15 protein-coding genes and 2 riboswitches are annotated in these 15,960 nt (G+C 58.3%); of the genes, 10 read left to right on the top strand and 5 right to left on the bottom strand.

The window, feature by feature from the left end; genetic code table 11:
* Positions 1-24 precede the first annotated feature (24 nt).
* Positions 25-1,425 carry an LLM class flavin-dependent oxidoreductase gene (locus ACT7DV_RS04075; protein ID WP_444661003.1) on the top strand — a complete coding sequence of 467 codons (1,401 nt, stop codon included), beginning with the start codon at positions 25-27 and terminating at the stop codon, positions 1,423-1,425.
* Positions 1,426-1,510: 85 nt separating this feature from the next.
* Here ACT7DV_RS04075 and ggt read toward each other — a convergent pair whose 3' ends face one another.
* Both ggt and ACT7DV_RS04065 read right to left on the bottom strand, forming a co-directional pair.
* A complete protein-coding gene (gene ggt, locus ACT7DV_RS04070) occupies positions 1,511-3,334 on the bottom strand; it encodes a gamma-glutamyltransferase (RefSeq protein WP_444661002.1) in 1,824 nt (607 codons plus the stop codon).
* Positions 3,335-3,550: 216 nt separating this feature from the next.
* The gene (locus ACT7DV_RS04065; protein ID WP_444661001.1) at positions 3,551-4,414 is read right to left on the bottom strand and encodes an SDR family oxidoreductase; all 864 of its coding nucleotides are present in this window, start codon (positions 4,412-4,414) and stop codon (positions 3,551-3,553) included.
* A gap of 284 nt (positions 4,415-4,698) precedes the next feature.
* A riboswitch (SAM riboswitch) is annotated at positions 4,699-4,788 on the top strand.
* Positions 4,789-4,873: 85 nt separating this feature from the next.
* Between ACT7DV_RS04065 and ACT7DV_RS04060 the strand changes: the two genes are divergently transcribed.
* The 8 genes from ACT7DV_RS04060 to ACT7DV_RS04025 all read left to right on the top strand — a co-directional run bounded on the left by ACT7DV_RS04060 (position 4,874) and on the right by ACT7DV_RS04025 (position 11,337).
* A complete protein-coding gene (locus ACT7DV_RS04060) occupies positions 4,874-5,680 on the top strand; it encodes a methionine ABC transporter ATP-binding protein (protein ID WP_444661000.1) in 807 nt (268 codons plus the stop codon).
* 16 nt (positions 5,681-5,696) lie between these two features.
* On the top strand, positions 5,697-6,413 hold the full coding sequence (locus tag ACT7DV_RS04055; RefSeq protein ID WP_444660999.1) for a methionine ABC transporter permease: 717 nt from the start codon (positions 5,697-5,699) through the stop codon (positions 6,411-6,413).
* A 42-nt stretch (positions 6,414-6,455) separates the two neighbouring features.
* Positions 6,456-7,328 (top strand): MetQ/NlpA family ABC transporter substrate-binding protein, encoded by an 873-nt coding sequence (locus ACT7DV_RS04050; RefSeq protein WP_444660998.1) that lies wholly within the window; start codon positions 6,456-6,458, stop codon positions 7,326-7,328.
* A 93-nt stretch (positions 7,329-7,421) separates the two neighbouring features.
* Positions 7,422-8,639 (top strand): acyl-CoA dehydrogenase family protein, encoded by a 1,218-nt coding sequence (locus ACT7DV_RS04045; protein ID WP_444660997.1) that lies wholly within the window; start codon positions 7,422-7,424, stop codon positions 8,637-8,639.
* A gap of 2 nt (positions 8,640-8,641) precedes the next feature.
* On the top strand, positions 8,642-10,060 hold the full coding sequence (locus ACT7DV_RS04040) for an NtaA/DmoA family FMN-dependent monooxygenase (RefSeq protein ID WP_444660996.1): 1,419 nt from the start codon (positions 8,642-8,644) through the stop codon (positions 10,058-10,060).
* Positions 10,061-10,161: 101 nt separating this feature from the next.
* The gene (locus tag ACT7DV_RS04035) at positions 10,162-10,578 is read left to right on the top strand and encodes a CoA-binding protein (protein WP_444660995.1); all 417 of its coding nucleotides are present in this window, start codon (positions 10,162-10,164) and stop codon (positions 10,576-10,578) included.
* Positions 10,579-10,589: 11 nt separating this feature from the next.
* Positions 10,590-11,009, top strand: a complete 420-nt coding sequence (locus ACT7DV_RS04030) for an MmcQ/YjbR family DNA-binding protein (protein WP_444660994.1) — start codon at positions 10,590-10,592, stop codon at positions 11,007-11,009.
* Between the two features lie 4 nt (positions 11,010-11,013).
* Positions 11,014-11,337, top strand: a complete 324-nt coding sequence (locus ACT7DV_RS04025; RefSeq protein ID WP_444660993.1) for a putative quinol monooxygenase — start codon at positions 11,014-11,016, stop codon at positions 11,335-11,337.
* 72 nt (positions 11,338-11,409) lie between these two features.
* Here the strand turns inward: ACT7DV_RS04025 and ACT7DV_RS04020 are convergent, their stop codons facing one another.
* The 3 genes from ACT7DV_RS04020 to ACT7DV_RS04010 all read right to left on the bottom strand — a co-directional run bounded on the left by ACT7DV_RS04020 (position 11,410) and on the right by ACT7DV_RS04010 (position 14,926).
* Entirely contained in the window at positions 11,410-13,695 is a 2,286-nt protein-coding gene (locus ACT7DV_RS04020; RefSeq protein WP_444660992.1) for a 5'-nucleotidase C-terminal domain-containing protein, read from the bottom strand.
* A gap of 173 nt (positions 13,696-13,868) precedes the next feature.
* Positions 13,869-14,081 (bottom strand): hypothetical protein, encoded by a 213-nt coding sequence (locus tag ACT7DV_RS04015; RefSeq protein WP_444660991.1) that lies wholly within the window; start codon positions 14,079-14,081, stop codon positions 13,869-13,871.
* 137 nt (positions 14,082-14,218) lie between these two features.
* The gene (locus ACT7DV_RS04010; RefSeq protein ID WP_444660990.1) at positions 14,219-14,926 is read right to left on the bottom strand and encodes an HNH endonuclease family protein; all 708 of its coding nucleotides are present in this window, start codon (positions 14,924-14,926) and stop codon (positions 14,219-14,221) included.
* A gap of 251 nt (positions 14,927-15,177) precedes the next feature.
* Here ACT7DV_RS04010 and ACT7DV_RS04005 point away from each other — a divergent pair, with 251 nt between their 5' ends.
* A complete protein-coding gene (locus ACT7DV_RS04005; protein WP_444660989.1) occupies positions 15,178-15,762 on the top strand; it encodes a hypothetical protein in 585 nt (194 codons plus the stop codon).
* A gap of 23 nt (positions 15,763-15,785) precedes the next feature.
* A riboswitch (TPP riboswitch) is annotated at positions 15,786-15,879 on the top strand.
* The last annotated feature ends 81 nt before the right edge of the window (positions 15,880-15,960 follow it).

The following is a 15,960-nucleotide window of genomic DNA, read 5'->3' as shown; positions in this document are numbered from 1 at the left end:
CCAACCATGGCAAGGGGAACATCAATGAGCCAGCAGCGCGAAATTCTCTTCAATGCATTCGACATGAACTGCGTCGTGCACCAGTCGCCGGGCCTGTGGCGCCACCCGGATGACAAGGCCTCGACCTACAACACCATCGGCTACTGGACCCACCTGGCCAAGGTATTGGAAAAGGGCAAGTTCGACGGCCTGTTCATCGCCGATGTGCTGGGCACCTACGATGTTTTCAACGGCACCAATGAGTCCCCGCTGCGCTCCGGCGCCCAGGCACCGGTCAATGACCCGATGATGCTGGTCTCCGCCATGGCCGCGGTCACCGAGAACCTCGGTTTCGGCGTCACCGCGGGCACCGCCTACGAGCACCCTTATGCTTTCGCCCGCCGCCTGGCCACCCTGGACCACTTGACCAACGGCCGAGTCGGCTGGAATGTGGTGACCGGCTACCTGCCATCAGCTGCCCGGAACATGGGGCAGGAGGACCAGATGGAGCACGACGAGCGCTACAACCACGCCGACGAGTACCTCGAGGTCGTCTACAAGCTGCTCGAAGGCTCGTGGGAAGACGACGCCGTGCAGAACAACAAGGAAACCGGGATCTACACGGATCCGTCCAAGGTGCACAGCATCGATCACGAAGGCAAGTATTTCAAGGTGCCTGGCATTGCCATCACCGAGCCATCCACCCAGCGCACTCCGGTGATTTATCAGGCCGGCGCTTCTTCGCGCGGGATCAAGTTCGCCTCGGAAAACGCTGAAGCGGTATTTGTCACCAGCCCGACCCGGGAAATCCTCAAGGCCACCGTCACCAAGATCCGCGATGCCGCCGAGGCTGCTGGCCGTGACCGCTACGATGTGAAGATCTTCGCGATGCAGACCATCATCACCGATGAGACTTCCGAGAAGGCCCAAGCCAAGTACGAGGACTACAAGTCCTATGCGGACGTTGAAGGTGCCCAGGTGCTGATCTCCGGCTGGATGGGCGTGGACTTGTCCGAGCTGGATCCCGATGAGCCACTGGGATCCAACGTGAAATCCAACGCCATCCAGTCATCCGTGGAAACCTTCCAAAAGGCCAGCGGTGACGATGGCAACCCATGGACTATCCGGCAGCTGGCCGAATGGGTGGGCGTGGGCGGCTTCGGCCCGATCACCGTCGGTTCCGGCGCCGAGGTTGCCCAGAAGCTCATCGACTGGGTTGACTACACCGATGTTGACGGCTTCAACCTGGCGTACGCTGTCACCCCAGCGACCTTCGAGGACGTTGTCGAGTACGTTGTTCCTGAGCTGCAGGCTCGCGGCGCGTACAAGACCGAATACACTGAAGGCTCGCTGCGCAACAAGCTCTTTGGCGCCGGCGACAGGGTGAAAGAGACCCATCGCGCCGCCAAGTACAAGATCGCTAATCGTCTTCCAATCCAGGGCTAGATGCCCTGCCTCAGGCCGCGGCCTCAAAGTAGTATCGGCTCCGTCCACCCAGGCAGGTGAACGGAGCCGATGCTGCTTCCATAGCCTACTTGGCGGGATTCACCACCATGGCAGATCCTCCGCCACGCCGCACCGGTTCAGCGGCTGCCGTTAGCGTTCCATCCTCATTGAGCTGAACCGCTTCCACCGCGCCGATCTCTGCCTGAGGGGTGAAGGAGTCCCCGGCCGGGGTGAGCTTATGCCCGAAGGCCTCCATGGCCGAGCCGTACTGGGCGATGAATTCCGGTTCTGCGGTCACCGCAGCGGTATTGCGCTGCGAGGCCCGCGGTGCGGCGATGGCTTCGCTGATATCCATGCCCAGGTCGTAGCGGTTGAGCAGCGTCTGCAGCACCGTGGTGATGATGGTTGAACCACCAGGGGAACCGATGGCCATCACCGGCTCGCCGTCACGCAGCACGATGGTTGGAGCCATCGAGGAGCGCGGGCGCTTGCCCGGCTCCAGGCGGTTTGGATCTTCCGGGTCATAGACCGTGGAGAAGTCCGTGAGCTCATTGTTCAGCAGGAAGCCACGCCCCGGCACCACCATGCCCGACCCTCCGGTCTGCTCGATGGTCAGCGTGTAGGACACGAGGTTGCCCCAGCGATCCACCACCGACAGGTGGGTGGTGGAGATGTTCTCGGTGTCATGCTCAACGGCCGGCTCAGCGGCAGCTGCCGGGCATTGGCCATCAAAATTCTCGATATCGCCCGGGGCCACTGGCTTGGCGGCCGCCTGATCGGGGTTGATCGCGCAAGCCCGGTCGGCGCCGAAGAGCTCGCTGGTCAAGGTGTTGGTCGGCACATCCACAAAGGCGGGATCACCCACGTATTTGCCGCGATCCGCATAGGCCAGCGCGGTGGCCTCGAAGTAGTGGTGCAATGCGTCGGCGCGTTCCATGGAGGACAGGTCGTAGTTGTCCAGGATATTCAGCGATTCGCCAATGGTGGTGCCACCGCTGGAGGAGGGAGCCATGCCGAGGATGTCCAGCCCGCGATAGTCCACCGTCGTTGGCTTCTGCTCGGCCACCTCATAGTTGGCGAGGTCCTCGGTGCTGACAAAACCGGCAGGGACCGGCAGCTTGGTGTCCTCGACCTTGGGCGGAGCCTGGACCGTCTGGGAGATTTCGGAGGCAAGATCACCGTGGTAGAACGCCTTTGGGCCTTCCTTGGCCAGCAGGCGATAGGTATCGGCCAGCTCGGGGTTCTTGAAGATGGTCCCCACTTGCGGCGCATCGCCACCGGGGAGGAAAAGTTTGCTGGTGGAGCCGAAGGCTTTGAAGCGTTCCTTGTTGTCCAGGGTCTGTTCCCGGAAGGTCTGATCAACAACAAAACCGCGTGAAGCCACCTGGGTTGCCGGATGCAGTACCTGCTTCAGGCTTTGCGACCCCCAATTGTCCAGGGCGCGTTGCCAGGTCGCTACGGTCCCCGGAACGCCAACGGCAGCACCGCTGGTGACCAGCTCCGGAGTGAAGTTGTAGGGCTCGCCGGTATTCGGGTCGATAAATGCGTCCTGAGGGGTAGCGGCTGGGGCAGTTTCGCGTCCGTCGATGGTGCTGACCTTGCCGGAGGTCGCGTCGTAGTACAAGAAGTAGCCGCCACCGCCGACACCGGCGCTGTAGGGTTCGGTCACGCCCAGCGCCGCTGCTGTCGCGACCGCGGCGTCTACCGCGTTGCCTCCCTTGCGCAGTACCTCGATGCCTGCCGCTGATGCTTCCGGGTCTACCGACGAGACCGCGCCACTGGTGCCGGTGGCCGTGGGATTCTTGTCGGTGTGCCGCGGATCGGCGTTCGCCGGAATCGCGCTGAATGCGCCAAGGCCCAGGGAGAGAATCGCGGCGCCAGCCAGGGCGCGCAAAGTTGATCGTTGCATACTCTGATCTCCTGAAAAGGTGGGGATGAAGTATGCGTCAATTTACGGGAAGGACTCGATTCGCAAGCGCTGTGACACGCGCCATTTTGTATCGCATGCTCTATTTCCGCGCTGGTCGAAGGATTATTTTGCGCTAAGCCGTTAAAGGCCGGAGGCAACCAGCGGACTGTAAATCATCCTGGCTGGTCGCCTCCAACGGTGAAAAACCAGCCTGCCTTAGCGGGCCAGGGCATCCTTGATCGCTTTGCCAAGGGACGTAGGCGCGTGGCCAATGAGCCGTGCCAAGTCCCCGGAATGCACTTCCAAGGCGCCTTCGCGGATGCGCAGGTCCGTATCCACCAGAATGTCAGCGAACACCGCGGGAACACCTGATTCGGTGTAGATCTCCACCAGTTTTTCAGGGTCCATATCCTGGTAGGCGACATCTTGTCCCGCGGCAGCTCCGACAGCCCCGGCGAGCTGGCTGAGGGTGAAAGGCTTGTCCCCGCCCAACTCGTAGATCTTCCCGGCTTCCCCAGCTTCCGAGAGCAATACCGCAGCAGCCGCCTCGGCATAGTCCGCGCGCGCGGCAGCGCTGATCTTGCCCTCGCCCGCGGCGCCGAGCACGACTTTGCTGTTGAGGTAGCCCAGAAGCTGATCGGTGTAATTTTCCGTGTACCAGCCGTTGCGCAGGAGGACGTAGCCGATGCCGGAACCAGCCAACAGGTGTTCGGTGGCAATATGTTCCTGCGCCAACTTCATGTTGCCGGTGAGGGCATTGGCAATGGAGGTGTAGGCGATGAGCTTGACGTTGACGCGTTGCGCAGCGGTGATGACATTTTCATGTTGGGTTGCCCGCTGGCCCACTTCGCTGCTCGAAATCAGCAGCAGCTTGTCGACGCCCTCCAGCGCGGCGACCAGGCTGGCCGCCACGTTGTAATCGGCGACGCGCGTCTGAAGACCTTTGCCGGCCAGAGGTTCCAGCTTCTCTTCCGAACGGCCGATGGCAACCAACTGGGAGGGAGCGGTTCCGCGCTGCAGCAATGCGTCGATGACCAGTTGGCCCAGCTGTCCAGTGGCACCGGTAATGGCGATCTTCATGATGTCCTCTCGTAGGTATGCACTCCAGTACAACCACGGTGCCCAGCACAGAATTCCCGCACCATGATCGCAGGCGCATCGATGGCCAAGGGTGCAAATTCTTCAAGCGCTTCCGTCTTAAAGGGAGCAAGTGACGAAATATTTCGTATTGCTACGCGGATTATTGCGTGATTCCTTTCCGAGTCCGCCCGAACTGTGACTTCATGACGCTGATTGACGTAACGTTTGCCGGCTTGCATCCATGGAGGACAGACTTGAATTGTTCGGGCGGTACAACCGAACACACACCATCCAGAGCGACTGAGAGATCTGGCTCAACGACGTCGCAGCAACCACCCGTAAGGGAGCGGTGCTACAGCCAGGACCGATGGAGTACTTTCACTTCGCGACGGAAAAATCTGTCTCCAGCAGATGGTTTCTTGTGAAGTACGCTCCGCATAACCAAGCATCAAGGGAGCGATGATGATTCGTCTTGAGAACGTAACAACTACCTTCGGCAAAGGCCGCGACCAGTTCACGGCCGTCAAGGATGTCTCGCTGGATATTCAAGCCGGAAGCATTCACGGCATTATCGGTTTTTCCGGTGCGGGCAAATCCACGCTGTTGCGCAATATCAATTTGCTCCAGCGCCCGACCTCGGGCCAGGTCTTTGTTGACGGCGTAGAACTGACCGGACTGAGCGAAGGCGAATTGCGCAAGCAGCGCCATGAGATCGGGATGATTTTCCAGCACTTTAACCTGCTGAACAATCGCACCGCGCAACAGAACGTTGAACTGAACCTGAAGTTCGCCGGTGTGCCCAAGAAACAACGCCGCGAACGTGCCCTGGAGGCACTGTCCATCGTGGACCTCGCCGATAAGGCGTCCGCCTATCCTGGACAGCTCTCGGGTGGGCAGAAGCAGCGCATCTCCATCGCTCGCGCGCTGGTCACCGAGCCCAAGGTCTTGTTGTGCGATGAACCCACCAGCGCCGTGGATCCGCGAACCACTACCTCGGTGCTCCAGTACCTCAGCGACATTAACGCCAGCCTTGGCATCACCACCGTCATCGTCACCCACGAAATGAATGTCATTAAGGCCATCGCTGACAAGGTCTCGGTGATGGAAGACGCCGCGGTCGTGGAAGAATTCGCGCTGAGCTCGCTGCAAGAACCAAGCTTTGAACCAAAGACGCCTATCGGCCGCTACCTGATCAGCGATGAAATCACGTTGAATCGCCAGCCCAAGCAGGCCCAAGACCTTGCCGCCAACGTAGCCCGCGTATAGAGAACCTGGATTACCAATGAATTTCACTTCAGTAGTGCTAGCCACGAGCAACGGCAGCGCAGCAGCATTCAGCCTTGACCGCATTGTGGAACTGGCCCCGGAAATCTGGGTGGCCATGGCACAGACTTTTGCGATGCTGCTGGTTGCGATCCCGATCGCCATTCTTTTGGGAACCCCGCTGGGCATCTGGCTCTACTCGATGTCTCCCAACGGCTTGCGCCCGCGTCCGCGAGTGCACAAGATTGTTGACGGGCTGGTGAATACGATCCGCTCCTTCCCATTCCTCATCTTGCTGATCGCCATTATTCCGTTCACCCGATTTGTTGTGGGAACGACCATTGGCACCGCCGCGGTTATCGTGCCGCTGACCATCAACGCGATCCCATATTTTGCCCGCTTTGTGGAGCAGAACATCAGCCAGCTGGGCAACGGAGTGGTCGAAGCCGCGCAGGCCATGGGAGCCACGCGCGGACAGATCATCCGTGAAGTGCTGCTGGTCGAAGCCAAGCCGGCGCTGCTGTCTTCCATCACCATCATGACGGTCAGCTTCATCTCGTACTCGGCCATGGCCGGCCTCGTTGGTGGCGGCGGCATCGGCGACTTCGCCATCCGCTACGGCTACTACCGCTATGAAACCGGAGTCATGCTGCTGGCCATCGTCTTGATGATCCTGCTGGTCCATGCAGTCCAATTTTTCGGAACCCGGCTATCGCGCGCCGCCGACAAGCGCTGAACACTGAAGCACTCAACTCGCATTTCATCAAAGGACAACACCATGGCTTTATCCCGCCGCATCTTTTTGACTTTCGCCGCCGGCTCGGCCGCAATCCTCGCACTGACTTCTTGCGGCCTGGTAGGCGGCCCAGAGGCCGGCTCGGGGGACAAGACCATTAAAGTCATTGTCACCGAATCGGCTCCATCCCAGGAACCAACCAAAATCGCCCAGAAGCTGCTGGCTGAAAAGGGCTGGACCCTGGAAGCCACCTATGTCACCGACATCGTTCAGCCAAACCACGTGGTGTCCAACGGCGAATACGATGCCAACTTCTTCCAGCACGGGGCCTACCTTGAACAGTTCAAGAAGGACCAGAGTGTTGACGTGGATCCGGCCTTCTACATGTACAGCTCGCCGGCCGGCGTGTACTCGAAGAAATATGATGACATCAAGGATCTGCCCAACGGCTCGACCATCGCACTTCCTGTGGATACCGCCAACAACGGCCGCGCGTTGGCGCTGCTGGACAGGGCCGGGCTCTTGAAGGTCACCGAGGGCAAGAGCGTGATCCACCTGTCGCAGAACGACATTCTGGAGAACCCCAAGAACTTCAAATTTGTCGAAGTGGATCAGCAGTCGCTGTCCAAGACGCTCCCAGACGTGGATGCAGGATTCCTCTTCGCCCGCCTCGGCGCGGAAATCGGGCTCACCCCGAAGGATGCGCTGCTCTTTGAAAAGGAAGAAGAAGCGCTTCCATACATCAACATCATCGCCGCGAAACCAGGCTTCATGGATACCGAAAAGGGCAAGGCCCTGGAAGAGGCCTACCATTCCGACGAGGTGCGCGAATGGTATGCGAGCTATCTTGACGGTGCGCTGGGCACCCCATGGGATCGCGATCTGGAAGCAGACTTCGCGACCTGGAACAAGTAGGCCATTGGCCCCATGACGCGGCTTCTCCGTGTCGTGGGGCCGCCACTTTTCCGACCTAGTACTCAAATTATCGACGTCCTGCAGGGAGAACCAATGACGATTGTCGCCACGGCAGCTGCCGAAAGCCGATATCAGGAGATTCTCGACCGCTTCAGCGCGGTCTTCACCCGAATCGCCGAAGGCAGCCGCGAGCGGGAACAAAGGCGCATCCTGCCCTTTGAGCAGGTGCAGTGGCTCAAAGACGCCGGATTTACCACGCTGCGCGTGCCAGAGAGCCATGGCGGATCACCGATTAGCCATGAGCATCTGTTCCGTTTGCTGATCGAGCTGGCCGCAGCGGACTCCAACGTGGCGCACCTATTGCGCAGCCACTTCTCCTTCGTTGAAACCATCTCCCTGCAGCCAGCAGAATTCCAGGACCGCTGGTTCCCCAAGGTGCTTCAAGGGCAGATCTTCGGCAATGCCGCTACCGAACGCGGTGGCAATGCCCTGGGCACCACGAATACCAAACTGGTGAAGAAGGCTGGCGACTGGGTTCTGCATGGCGAAAAGTACTACACCACGGGGTCGATTTTTGCCGACTGGATCGTGGTCATGGCAACAACCGAAGGGGTCGAGGGCCGCCAGTACGCCATCGTTGAACGGAATGCCGAAGGCGTTGAAATACTTGATGACTGGGATGGCTTTGGCCAGCCGCTGACCGGCACCGGTACCGCCATTTTCTCTGAAGTTCTTGTCGCGCCGGAGAACATTATCCAGCGCAAGGTGGCGTCCACCCTGGAACCAGCCTTCTTCCAGCTGTGCCTGCTTTCGGTACTGGTGGGCATCGGCAAGGCTGCCCGGAATGAAGCAGCCAGCATCGTATCCACCAGAACCCGCACCTTTAATACCGGCTCCGGTGCGTTGTTCAAGGATGATCCTCAGATTCAGGAACTTGTGGGACGACTGGCGGCCAACGTATTTGCCGCAGAATCCATTGTCACCATGGCTGCCCGGGAACTGGACGCAGCCGTCGACCAGCAGCTGGGGCTTGACCCGGACGCAGCCTATCTGCGTGCTGAGCTGGCCGTGCAGCAGGCCCACGTGGCAACGCCCAAGCTGATCTTGGATGCTACCAGCGAGCTCTTTGATGTCACCGGGGCATCATCAGTATCGACTTCCAAGTCGCTGGATCGTTTCTGGCGCAATGCACGTACCGTAGCTACCCACAATCCGGTGGCCTTCAAGGCACGCTCGGTGGGCGACTACTTCATCAATGGCACGGTGCCGACCGGATTGAACTCCATCGGCGAAGCTAAGGCAGGCAAATAATCATGGCAACTTTCCAAGAACGTCCGCGCTTGCTGCTCTCAGCATTCCTGATGAACACCTCGAGCCACATTCTTGGTGGAATGTGGCGCCACCCCGAAGCGCAGCAGCACCGCTTTAATGAGCTGGGCTTGTGGGTGGACCTGGCGAAAAAGCTGGAGGACGCAAAATTCGATGCGTTGTTCTTCGCTGATGTGGTGGGTCTTTATGGGGACCACGAAGGTGGATGGGCCTCCCACGTGCGCAAGGGGCTGCAAGTTCCTAGCCACGACCCGCTGGTGCTGCTGTCGGCACTGGCAGCTGGGACGAAGGACATCGGCTTGGCGATGACCAGCTCGGTCATCCAGAGCCACCCCTTCCAGTTCGCACGCCAGATTTCCACCCTGGACCATCTGTCGCAGGGACGTGTTGCGTGGAATATCGTGACAAGTGTTCTGGAAAATGCCCACCGCAATTTCGGCGGCCAAGACCTGGTGGCACACGATGACCGCTACGGTTGGGCCGAAGAGTACGTTGAAGCCGCCTACAAGCTGTGGGAGGGCTCGTGGGAAGACGATGCACTGCTGGCCGATAAGGAATCCGGCCTTTACGCTGATCCGAGCAAGGTCAACAAGATCAACCACCGCGGCGACTTCTACTCCATCGACGGACCGCATCTGGCATTGCCCAGTGCCCAGCGCACCCCATTCCTCTTCCAGGCTGGATCATCAGCCCGAGGTTCCCAATTCGCTGCGACGCATGCCGAGGCAACCTTCCTCTTCGCCCCGCATGCAGAGTATGTGGCCAAGAAGAATGCGCAACTGATCGAGAATCTCGCTGCAGCTGGCCGCCAGCGCGAAGATATCAAGGTTTTCGCCGGGCTGTCCTTTGTCGTGGGATCCACCGAAGCCGAAGCCAAGGCACTGGAAGCCGAATACGACGAGTACCTGGACCTGGAGGCAATCGTTGCCCACATCGGTGGGGGCCTCGGCGTGGACCTTGGCGGTTTGGACCTGGATACGCCGTTGGGACAGATCCACACCGAGGGCGCCCAGGGAGTGCTCGAAGCAGTCAAGGCCTCGGTGCCTGGCGGCAACCCGACCTTGAAGGACCTGGCCCACTACCGTGCGAAGGCCCAGCAAATTGTTGGCACCCCGGAGAGCATCGTGGATGAACTTGAACGTTGGCAGGACGCGGGAATTGATGGACTGAACATCATGAACCATGTGCTGCCTGGCTCCTACGACAATTTCATTGAAGGTGTCATTCCCGAATTGCGCCGCCGTGGCCTGGCACAAAGCGCATACGACCAGGGAAGCCTGCGTCAAAAGGTCTTTGGCCGCGGTGACTACCTGCCTGGAAATCATCCTGCCGCCAAGCTCCGCGGCGCTTTTTCGGAGTTGAGCGCAGCCAATACCGAGGCTGCGGTGCAGCTGCAGAACTAAAGATGCGGTTCGGCAGGGCGGTGGAAGCCAATGGCCTCCATCGCCCTGCCCGCTTTAGCTGAAGAAACCATCTCGTCGCCATACCGAGTAAGGTATCGAGCATGGAGAACAGCCACGTCAATGATCCGCAGGTAATCCGCCGACTTCTGGGCACCCCAGGCCGATGGGCGGTCGTTGGCCTGACCAACAATCCATCCCGGGTGGCTCCATCCATTGCCCGTTTCCTGCGGGACGAATTATCCATGCAGATCGTCCCGGTTTCGCTGGATGCCCAGAACGTGATGGGGGAGCAGGGGTATGCGCGACTTGCCGATATTCCCGGTCCCATTGACGTGGTCGACTGCTTTGTGAATTCGTCGAATGTAGGCAGCATTATTGATCAGGCCATTGGAGTTGGGGCCAAGGCCGTCTGGATGCAACTGGGCGTAATCGATCACGAGGCGGCGCAACGGGCCAAGGACGCCGGGCTGGACGTAGTGATGAATACCTGTCCGAAAATTGAGTACCCTTTTCGGTAGCGGAGGCGGGAATGAAAAACGAAAATAGCCAAGAAGCACTGGAACAACAGTGGGCGCAGTTGTGCCTGGGCATGCCATGCTCCTTCGCCGACTATCCCTTCGGGCCCGAGAGCACCGTCTTCAAGGTTTCAGGCAAGGACAAAAGCAAGGCAAAGATGTTCGGCCTATTGATGAACGTGCGCGGGGACCTCGTACTTAACCTGAAATGCGAGCCGGCTCTGGCCGATCAGCAGCGCAGTGAGCACCCTGAAATCACTCCGGGCTATCACATGAATAAAAAGCATTGGAATTCCATCCGCGCTGGTCTGGACCCGGAATTGCTGCAGGAACTTATTGAAGATTCCTACGATCTTGTGGTCGACGGCATGCCACGACGGGATAAGGAATACATTCAATTGCAAGACACCATTAGCCAATCGGTCCTAGACTAGAACCATGTACTTCATCGTTGTTAAATATCAGGTAAAGCCAGAAAACACCGAGAATTTCATGGACCACGTTGCAGAGTTCACCCAGGCCACCCGCGCCGAAGAAGGTAACCTCTGGTTCGACTGGTCCGTGAGCGTGGAAGACCCCAACGAATTCGTTCTCGTCGAGGCTTTCCGCGACGACGAGGCAGCTTCTGCCCACGTTAACTCCGCGCACTTCGCAGCGGGCATTGAATCCATGCGCCCGCTGCTGGTCTCTACCCCGAAGATCGTCTCGCGCAAGGTTGAAGGCGAAGGCTGGGACACCATGGGCGAACTAGTGATTGACTAGTTTTTACAGCAACTAAGGGAAGGAACCGCGAGATCATTCTCGCGGTTCCTTCCCTTATTTCGTTCCGTCGGTTTAGCGTCCGGCCTTGTTGCCGAAGCGGCGAATCAACAGCAAGACGATGCCCACGAGGACAACGATGCCTGCGGCAATGCCGATCCAGCTGGCGCTGAATCCGGTGTCTGCCAAGTCTTGGCTATCCTGCTGCTTCGAATCATCCGAGGAATCATCTTCGGAATCCGAAGTTGGCTCAGCGCTCGGATCCGAATCAGTGGTCGGTGCTGGCGATTCAGTTTCAGAGCTATCGTCTTCGGTTGGCGAAGGAGTAGGTTCCGGGTCATCGCTTGGCGAAGGAGTTGGCTCCTGGGCCTGGGCAACGACTGAGAAGTCCACGGCGATATCTTCGTGCTGCACCTGCGAGACCACTAGCTGGTAGTCGCCCGGCTCCACGGAGCTGTCAACTGGGAGCTGGAACGAAGTGGTTCCCGAAGCATCAGCTGCCGGAATATCAGAGACCTTGGTGGCACCCTCAAATGCGGAAGCCGAAATCTGGGCTCCTTCTTCCAGACCCGATACCGTGACGTTCACGGTTTCGCCCGCCTTCACTTCGGTGGCGTCCAGGTCAACGGTAGCCCAATCAGTGCCGGCGAGCACTGCTCGGCCCAGCGGAGATGGGGACACCACGTCATGGGCCTTGAAGAAGTTCACGGTCGCCTCCAGATCAACCTGGCCCGAATCGGCGTGGTCAGTGCCTTCAGCGAAGGCGGTGAAGTTATCGCCACCGGTAGCCAGGAACGCGTTGGCAGCAACGCGGAAGGTTGCCGACTCGTCCAGGAGTTCACCGTTGAAGGTGATCTCCTGGACGTGCTCGCCCGCAGGCGCATCCTCGATGTAGGTGTAGGACAGGCCCTCTGAAATGCCGAGGTGCAGCTTGTTGCGCTCCGAGCCTTCAGGCTGCCATTGCTGTTCCAGCGCCTCACGGATTTGCGCGCCGGTCAGATCGAAAGTGATCAGGGTATTGGCAAAAGGCTGAACTTCTGCTGCCTCTTGATAGGTCACCGTGCCGTCTTCGCCATAGAGCAGGTCCGAACGCAGGCCTCCAGGGTTCATGAAGGCAATCTGTGCTGGCTCACCGGCAAAATCGTCATTAGAAGTAGCCCACAGGTGTACGTCGGCTACGGTGTTGCCCAACGTGGATTCAACACCGCGGTCTTCACCTGGAACCTCACCGCCGCGCAAGATATCTTCCGAGATTTCACCGACTTTTACGCTGCCAACAACTTCAGCTTCTTTTTCGGCTTCGGCAACGATCTTTGCAACGGCTGGATTCGCTTCGTAGTTAGCGATCCACTGGCCGTCTGCAGATTTGCTAGCGAGTGGCAAACGGGTGCTGGAAGCCTGCACGACCTCACCGGTGGCTGGATCAACGTCGAGGCTGACTTTGCCTAGCGTGGTGCCATACTGGTGCGACTGGATGACTGGACGCTCGCCGTCAGGACCGGCAATGTCGCAGTTATAGGAAGAGTGGGTGTGACCCGAGAAAATGGCGTCGATCTCGCCACTGGCCTCGCGGATCAAGTCCCCGTAGGACGTGGCTTCACCAGCGACGGCAGCACAGTCGGTATTGGCCGAGCCGTTGTGGGTCAGCAACACGATAACGTCCGCTTCTCCGTTCGCGTCGTCACCGTCGCTGAGCTGCTTGGCTACGCGATTAGCCGCCTCGACTTCACTGCCAAAGTCCAAACCGGAGATTCCGCTAGGGGAGACCAGTGATGGAACATCTTCGGTGACGGTGCCAATGAACCCTACGGAGAGTCCACCGGTTTCACGAATTGCATATTCTTTGAGTGCTGGGGTTTTGGTGCCGGCCTGGTAAACGTTGGCACCCAGTGCAAAATCCTCGCCGGACTGGCCGGTGGCTGCAGCAAAGCGTTCGGCGACTCGCGTGGTCAGGTCTTCAAAGCCCTTGTCGAACTCGTGATTGCCCACGACGGAAACATCCAGCCCGGCTGCACCCAGCGCATCAATGGTTGGAGCGTCCTCTTGGGATGCGGAAGCAAAGGTCGAAGCCCCGATATTGTCGCCGGCCGATACGAACAACGTGTTTTCATTCTCGGCGCGCAGCTGGTCAACGGCTCCGGCGAGCACTGCAGCGCCGGCAGAGTCCCGATCGGCTGCAATGCGGCCGTGGAAGTCATTAATGCCAACTAGATCCAGAGTTACAGGATCAGCTGCTGGGGAAGCAGTGCTGATTGATTCCTCGGTGGGCGTTGCCTGCGCCAGGGCTGTTCCTGTGGCCATGAGCGAGAGGGTGGCCAAGGAGGCGAAACTGAGTTTTCTCATCTGCGTGAATGCAGACATGGGTACTCCTAAAAGTGACGGGTGTGACAAGACTAATGTCTATCGCATCTAGGTGAACCTGTCGATGCCTGCGGGTTAAATTGCTGTGCAGGGCCATGAGAACTAGCGGTTAAATAGTCGAAGCAACGCACCAGCCTGTGGTTGATGCGTTGCTTCGAAAAAACTTGATGCGGCTAGAGCCGTCGGTTGTGGCGTGTTTTGGTTGCTGTGACCGAGGAAGCTCCTACGATGGCACCGAGCATGAGCATGGCAGCCGCGATGAAGAAGACTGTGGACAGGATCCAGCAAGCCATGGCTGTGTCTCGATGCGCGGCGTTCAGGGCAAAACCAAAAAGGCACACGCTGGCAAGCAGCAAGAGCGCTCCCGACAACCGTGTCTTCATCATTGACCTTTGCAGCAGAAAATTTTGCCAACAATCACCACACATAATGGCTATTGGCTTGAGTAATATCCATACTGTCACAAATCCATCAATTTGACGATAGGTCTTAAGGAGGATCTTTCGCTGCGACTTTAGGCTAACTACACGCAGGTCTTCAGTGTGCGCTCGATGGCATCGTGTTCGCCCTTGGTCATCCAAGCCCCGTATTTCGCTTTGACCTGAGTCTGTCGTGAGACGTATTCGCAGCGGAAACTCTTGTTGGGCGGAAGCCATGATGCGGCGTCCTTGTCGCCTTTAGCCGCGTTGGTCGGCCCATCCGAGGCCATGAGGTTAAGCGGGTCATTGGCGAATTCGAAACGAGCTTCCTGGTCCCAGCGCTGTGCACCCTTTTGCCACGCATCTGACAAAGCAACAACGTGGTCAATCTGAACCGCGGTGCTTGTTTTCTGGCCCCGAACAAATTTGATGGTGGTGTTGGTATACGGGTCGTGGAAGGTTCCGCTGAGCACTACGCAAGGCTTCGACGCTGATTTGTATTTCACGTGTTCCAAGTCGCGAGCCAGGATGTCATTGCGGGCGTCGCAACCGTTGCGGTCCGGATCCTTCCATCCCTTGCTGAACTTTTCCCGTTCGTAGCCAGTCTTGGGGGCGCGGCCCTTCACGTCGATATCCGCGAGCAATTCAAGCGAGTCAGCGTAGCTGGCGCGTTGCCCCGCACTGTTGTAGGTAGTGTCAGCCTGTGCGTCGGGAACTCGATACTGCTCGATGGAATCAAGAGTTGAGCATCCAGTGAGGGCAAGGGATGAAGCGATGAGTGCAAATGAGATTGCGCGGCGCAGCAGCTGCATGCGGAAGTACGACTCCTAGGAAAGCGACAGTTGGCAAGGGGGTAGGCCCTTAGGAAACTATATGAAGTGGGGTGGACCATTTAGCCGCGTCTAGGCCGTGTTTTAGTGTGAGATCCGTGTGGGCCTGTGTAGTTGACCATTTCATGATCTGATAAAAATCATGGTTCTTTTGTTTGACATGCATTGTTTAAATCAGATTAATAACATAAGGTCGAGTAAACTATTTCATCCTCGTTCGTATTGGAGCGCTCATGAAGAGGAGCCTGACGCTGGCCCTGGTTGCGCTGCTCGGGCTTTGCTCCTGTACCACCCCAGTTTCGCAATTGAGGCTCCCGGAAGAACCTGCTCCCGAGACTACTCCGGGAGTCCTCGAAGAAGAGATAGCGGAAGACACTATCGAAAGTATCGATGGCATCGCGGAATTCTTCCCGCCGATGATCGCCTTTGCCGCTGCTATCAGAGGAGAAGGTGGGCTAGTCGGCTCACTAGAAGATCCGGGTGCGGAATTCTTTGAAGAGAACGGGTTCAGCTCTGGGTCGGGATCATCGAATACCTATCAGCTAAATGAGGCAGGGGATATTCAGACAGAGCCTCTGATCGTCTCTACCTCGGCGGGACAGAAAAATCTGCTCCAGTTCGCTTGCCAAGGAGTGGGATTCGTCCGTATCAAGGCTGTTAAAGATGACGAGGTTGTCGCCGAAGATTCCCTGCAGTGTGCGATCCCTGCTAACGATTTGAGCATGGAATTCACTGTTCCAGATGGCGGTGAAGTTTGGATTGTCCAAGAACCAAGTGCTGATACGCGCGGGGTTCATGAAGTAATGTTCTACAGCTAAGCCGTGCGTGTGCTACTAATGGGAGCAGTGACACGGGGTGCCGCAGGGCGGCTGAGAGAACACCCGTTGAACCTGATCCAGTTAGTACTGGCGAAGGGAATGTCCTGGATTCTGCGTATGTGTGCACCTGAAGTGCTTGAACCGTCCGCGTCTTTGGTCAAAATCCATTCGCCAACAGACGCCGTCAAGGAGTTCAAA

It is taken from the genome of Glutamicibacter sp. TV12E (genome assembly GCF_052441935.1).
GTDB lineage: Bacteria > Actinomycetota > Actinomycetes > Actinomycetales > Micrococcaceae > Glutamicibacter.
This window is presented reverse-complemented; position numbering and strand designations above follow the sequence as displayed.

What these genes read in the sequence shown, in the direction of transcription:
- ACT7DV_RS04075 (WP_444661003.1), top strand. Translation starts at nt 25, where the DNA reads ATGAGCCAGCAGCGCGAAATTCTCTTCAATGCATTCGACATGAACTGC.
- ggt (WP_444661002.1), bottom strand. Translation starts at nt 3,334, where the DNA reads ATGCAACGATCAACTTTGCGCGCCCTGGCTGGCGCCGCGATTCTCTCC.
- ACT7DV_RS04065 (WP_444661001.1), bottom strand. Translation starts at nt 4,414, where the DNA reads ATGAAGATCGCCATTACCGGTGCCACTGGACAGCTGGGCCAACTGGTC.
- ACT7DV_RS04060 (WP_444661000.1), top strand. Translation starts at nt 4,874, where the DNA reads ATGATGATTCGTCTTGAGAACGTAACAACTACCTTCGGCAAAGGCCGC.
- ACT7DV_RS04055 (WP_444660999.1), top strand. Translation starts at nt 5,697, where the DNA reads ATGAATTTCACTTCAGTAGTGCTAGCCACGAGCAACGGCAGCGCAGCA.
- ACT7DV_RS04050 (WP_444660998.1), top strand. Translation starts at nt 6,456, where the DNA reads ATGGCTTTATCCCGCCGCATCTTTTTGACTTTCGCCGCCGGCTCGGCC.
- ACT7DV_RS04045 (WP_444660997.1), top strand. Translation starts at nt 7,422, where the DNA reads ATGACGATTGTCGCCACGGCAGCTGCCGAAAGCCGATATCAGGAGATT.
- ACT7DV_RS04040 (WP_444660996.1), top strand. Translation starts at nt 8,642, where the DNA reads ATGGCAACTTTCCAAGAACGTCCGCGCTTGCTGCTCTCAGCATTCCTG.
- ACT7DV_RS04035 (WP_444660995.1), top strand. Translation starts at nt 10,162, where the DNA reads ATGGAGAACAGCCACGTCAATGATCCGCAGGTAATCCGCCGACTTCTG.
- ACT7DV_RS04030 (WP_444660994.1), top strand. Translation starts at nt 10,590, where the DNA reads ATGAAAAACGAAAATAGCCAAGAAGCACTGGAACAACAGTGGGCGCAG.
- ACT7DV_RS04025 (WP_444660993.1), top strand. Translation starts at nt 11,014, where the DNA reads ATGTACTTCATCGTTGTTAAATATCAGGTAAAGCCAGAAAACACCGAG.
- ACT7DV_RS04020 (WP_444660992.1), bottom strand. Translation starts at nt 13,695, where the DNA reads ATGTCTGCATTCACGCAGATGAGAAAACTCAGTTTCGCCTCCTTGGCC.
- ACT7DV_RS04015 (WP_444660991.1), bottom strand. Translation starts at nt 14,081, where the DNA reads ATGATGAAGACACGGTTGTCGGGAGCGCTCTTGCTGCTTGCCAGCGTG.
- ACT7DV_RS04010 (WP_444660990.1), bottom strand. Translation starts at nt 14,926, where the DNA reads ATGCAGCTGCTGCGCCGCGCAATCTCATTTGCACTCATCGCTTCATCC.
- ACT7DV_RS04005 (WP_444660989.1), top strand. Translation starts at nt 15,178, where the DNA reads ATGAAGAGGAGCCTGACGCTGGCCCTGGTTGCGCTGCTCGGGCTTTGC.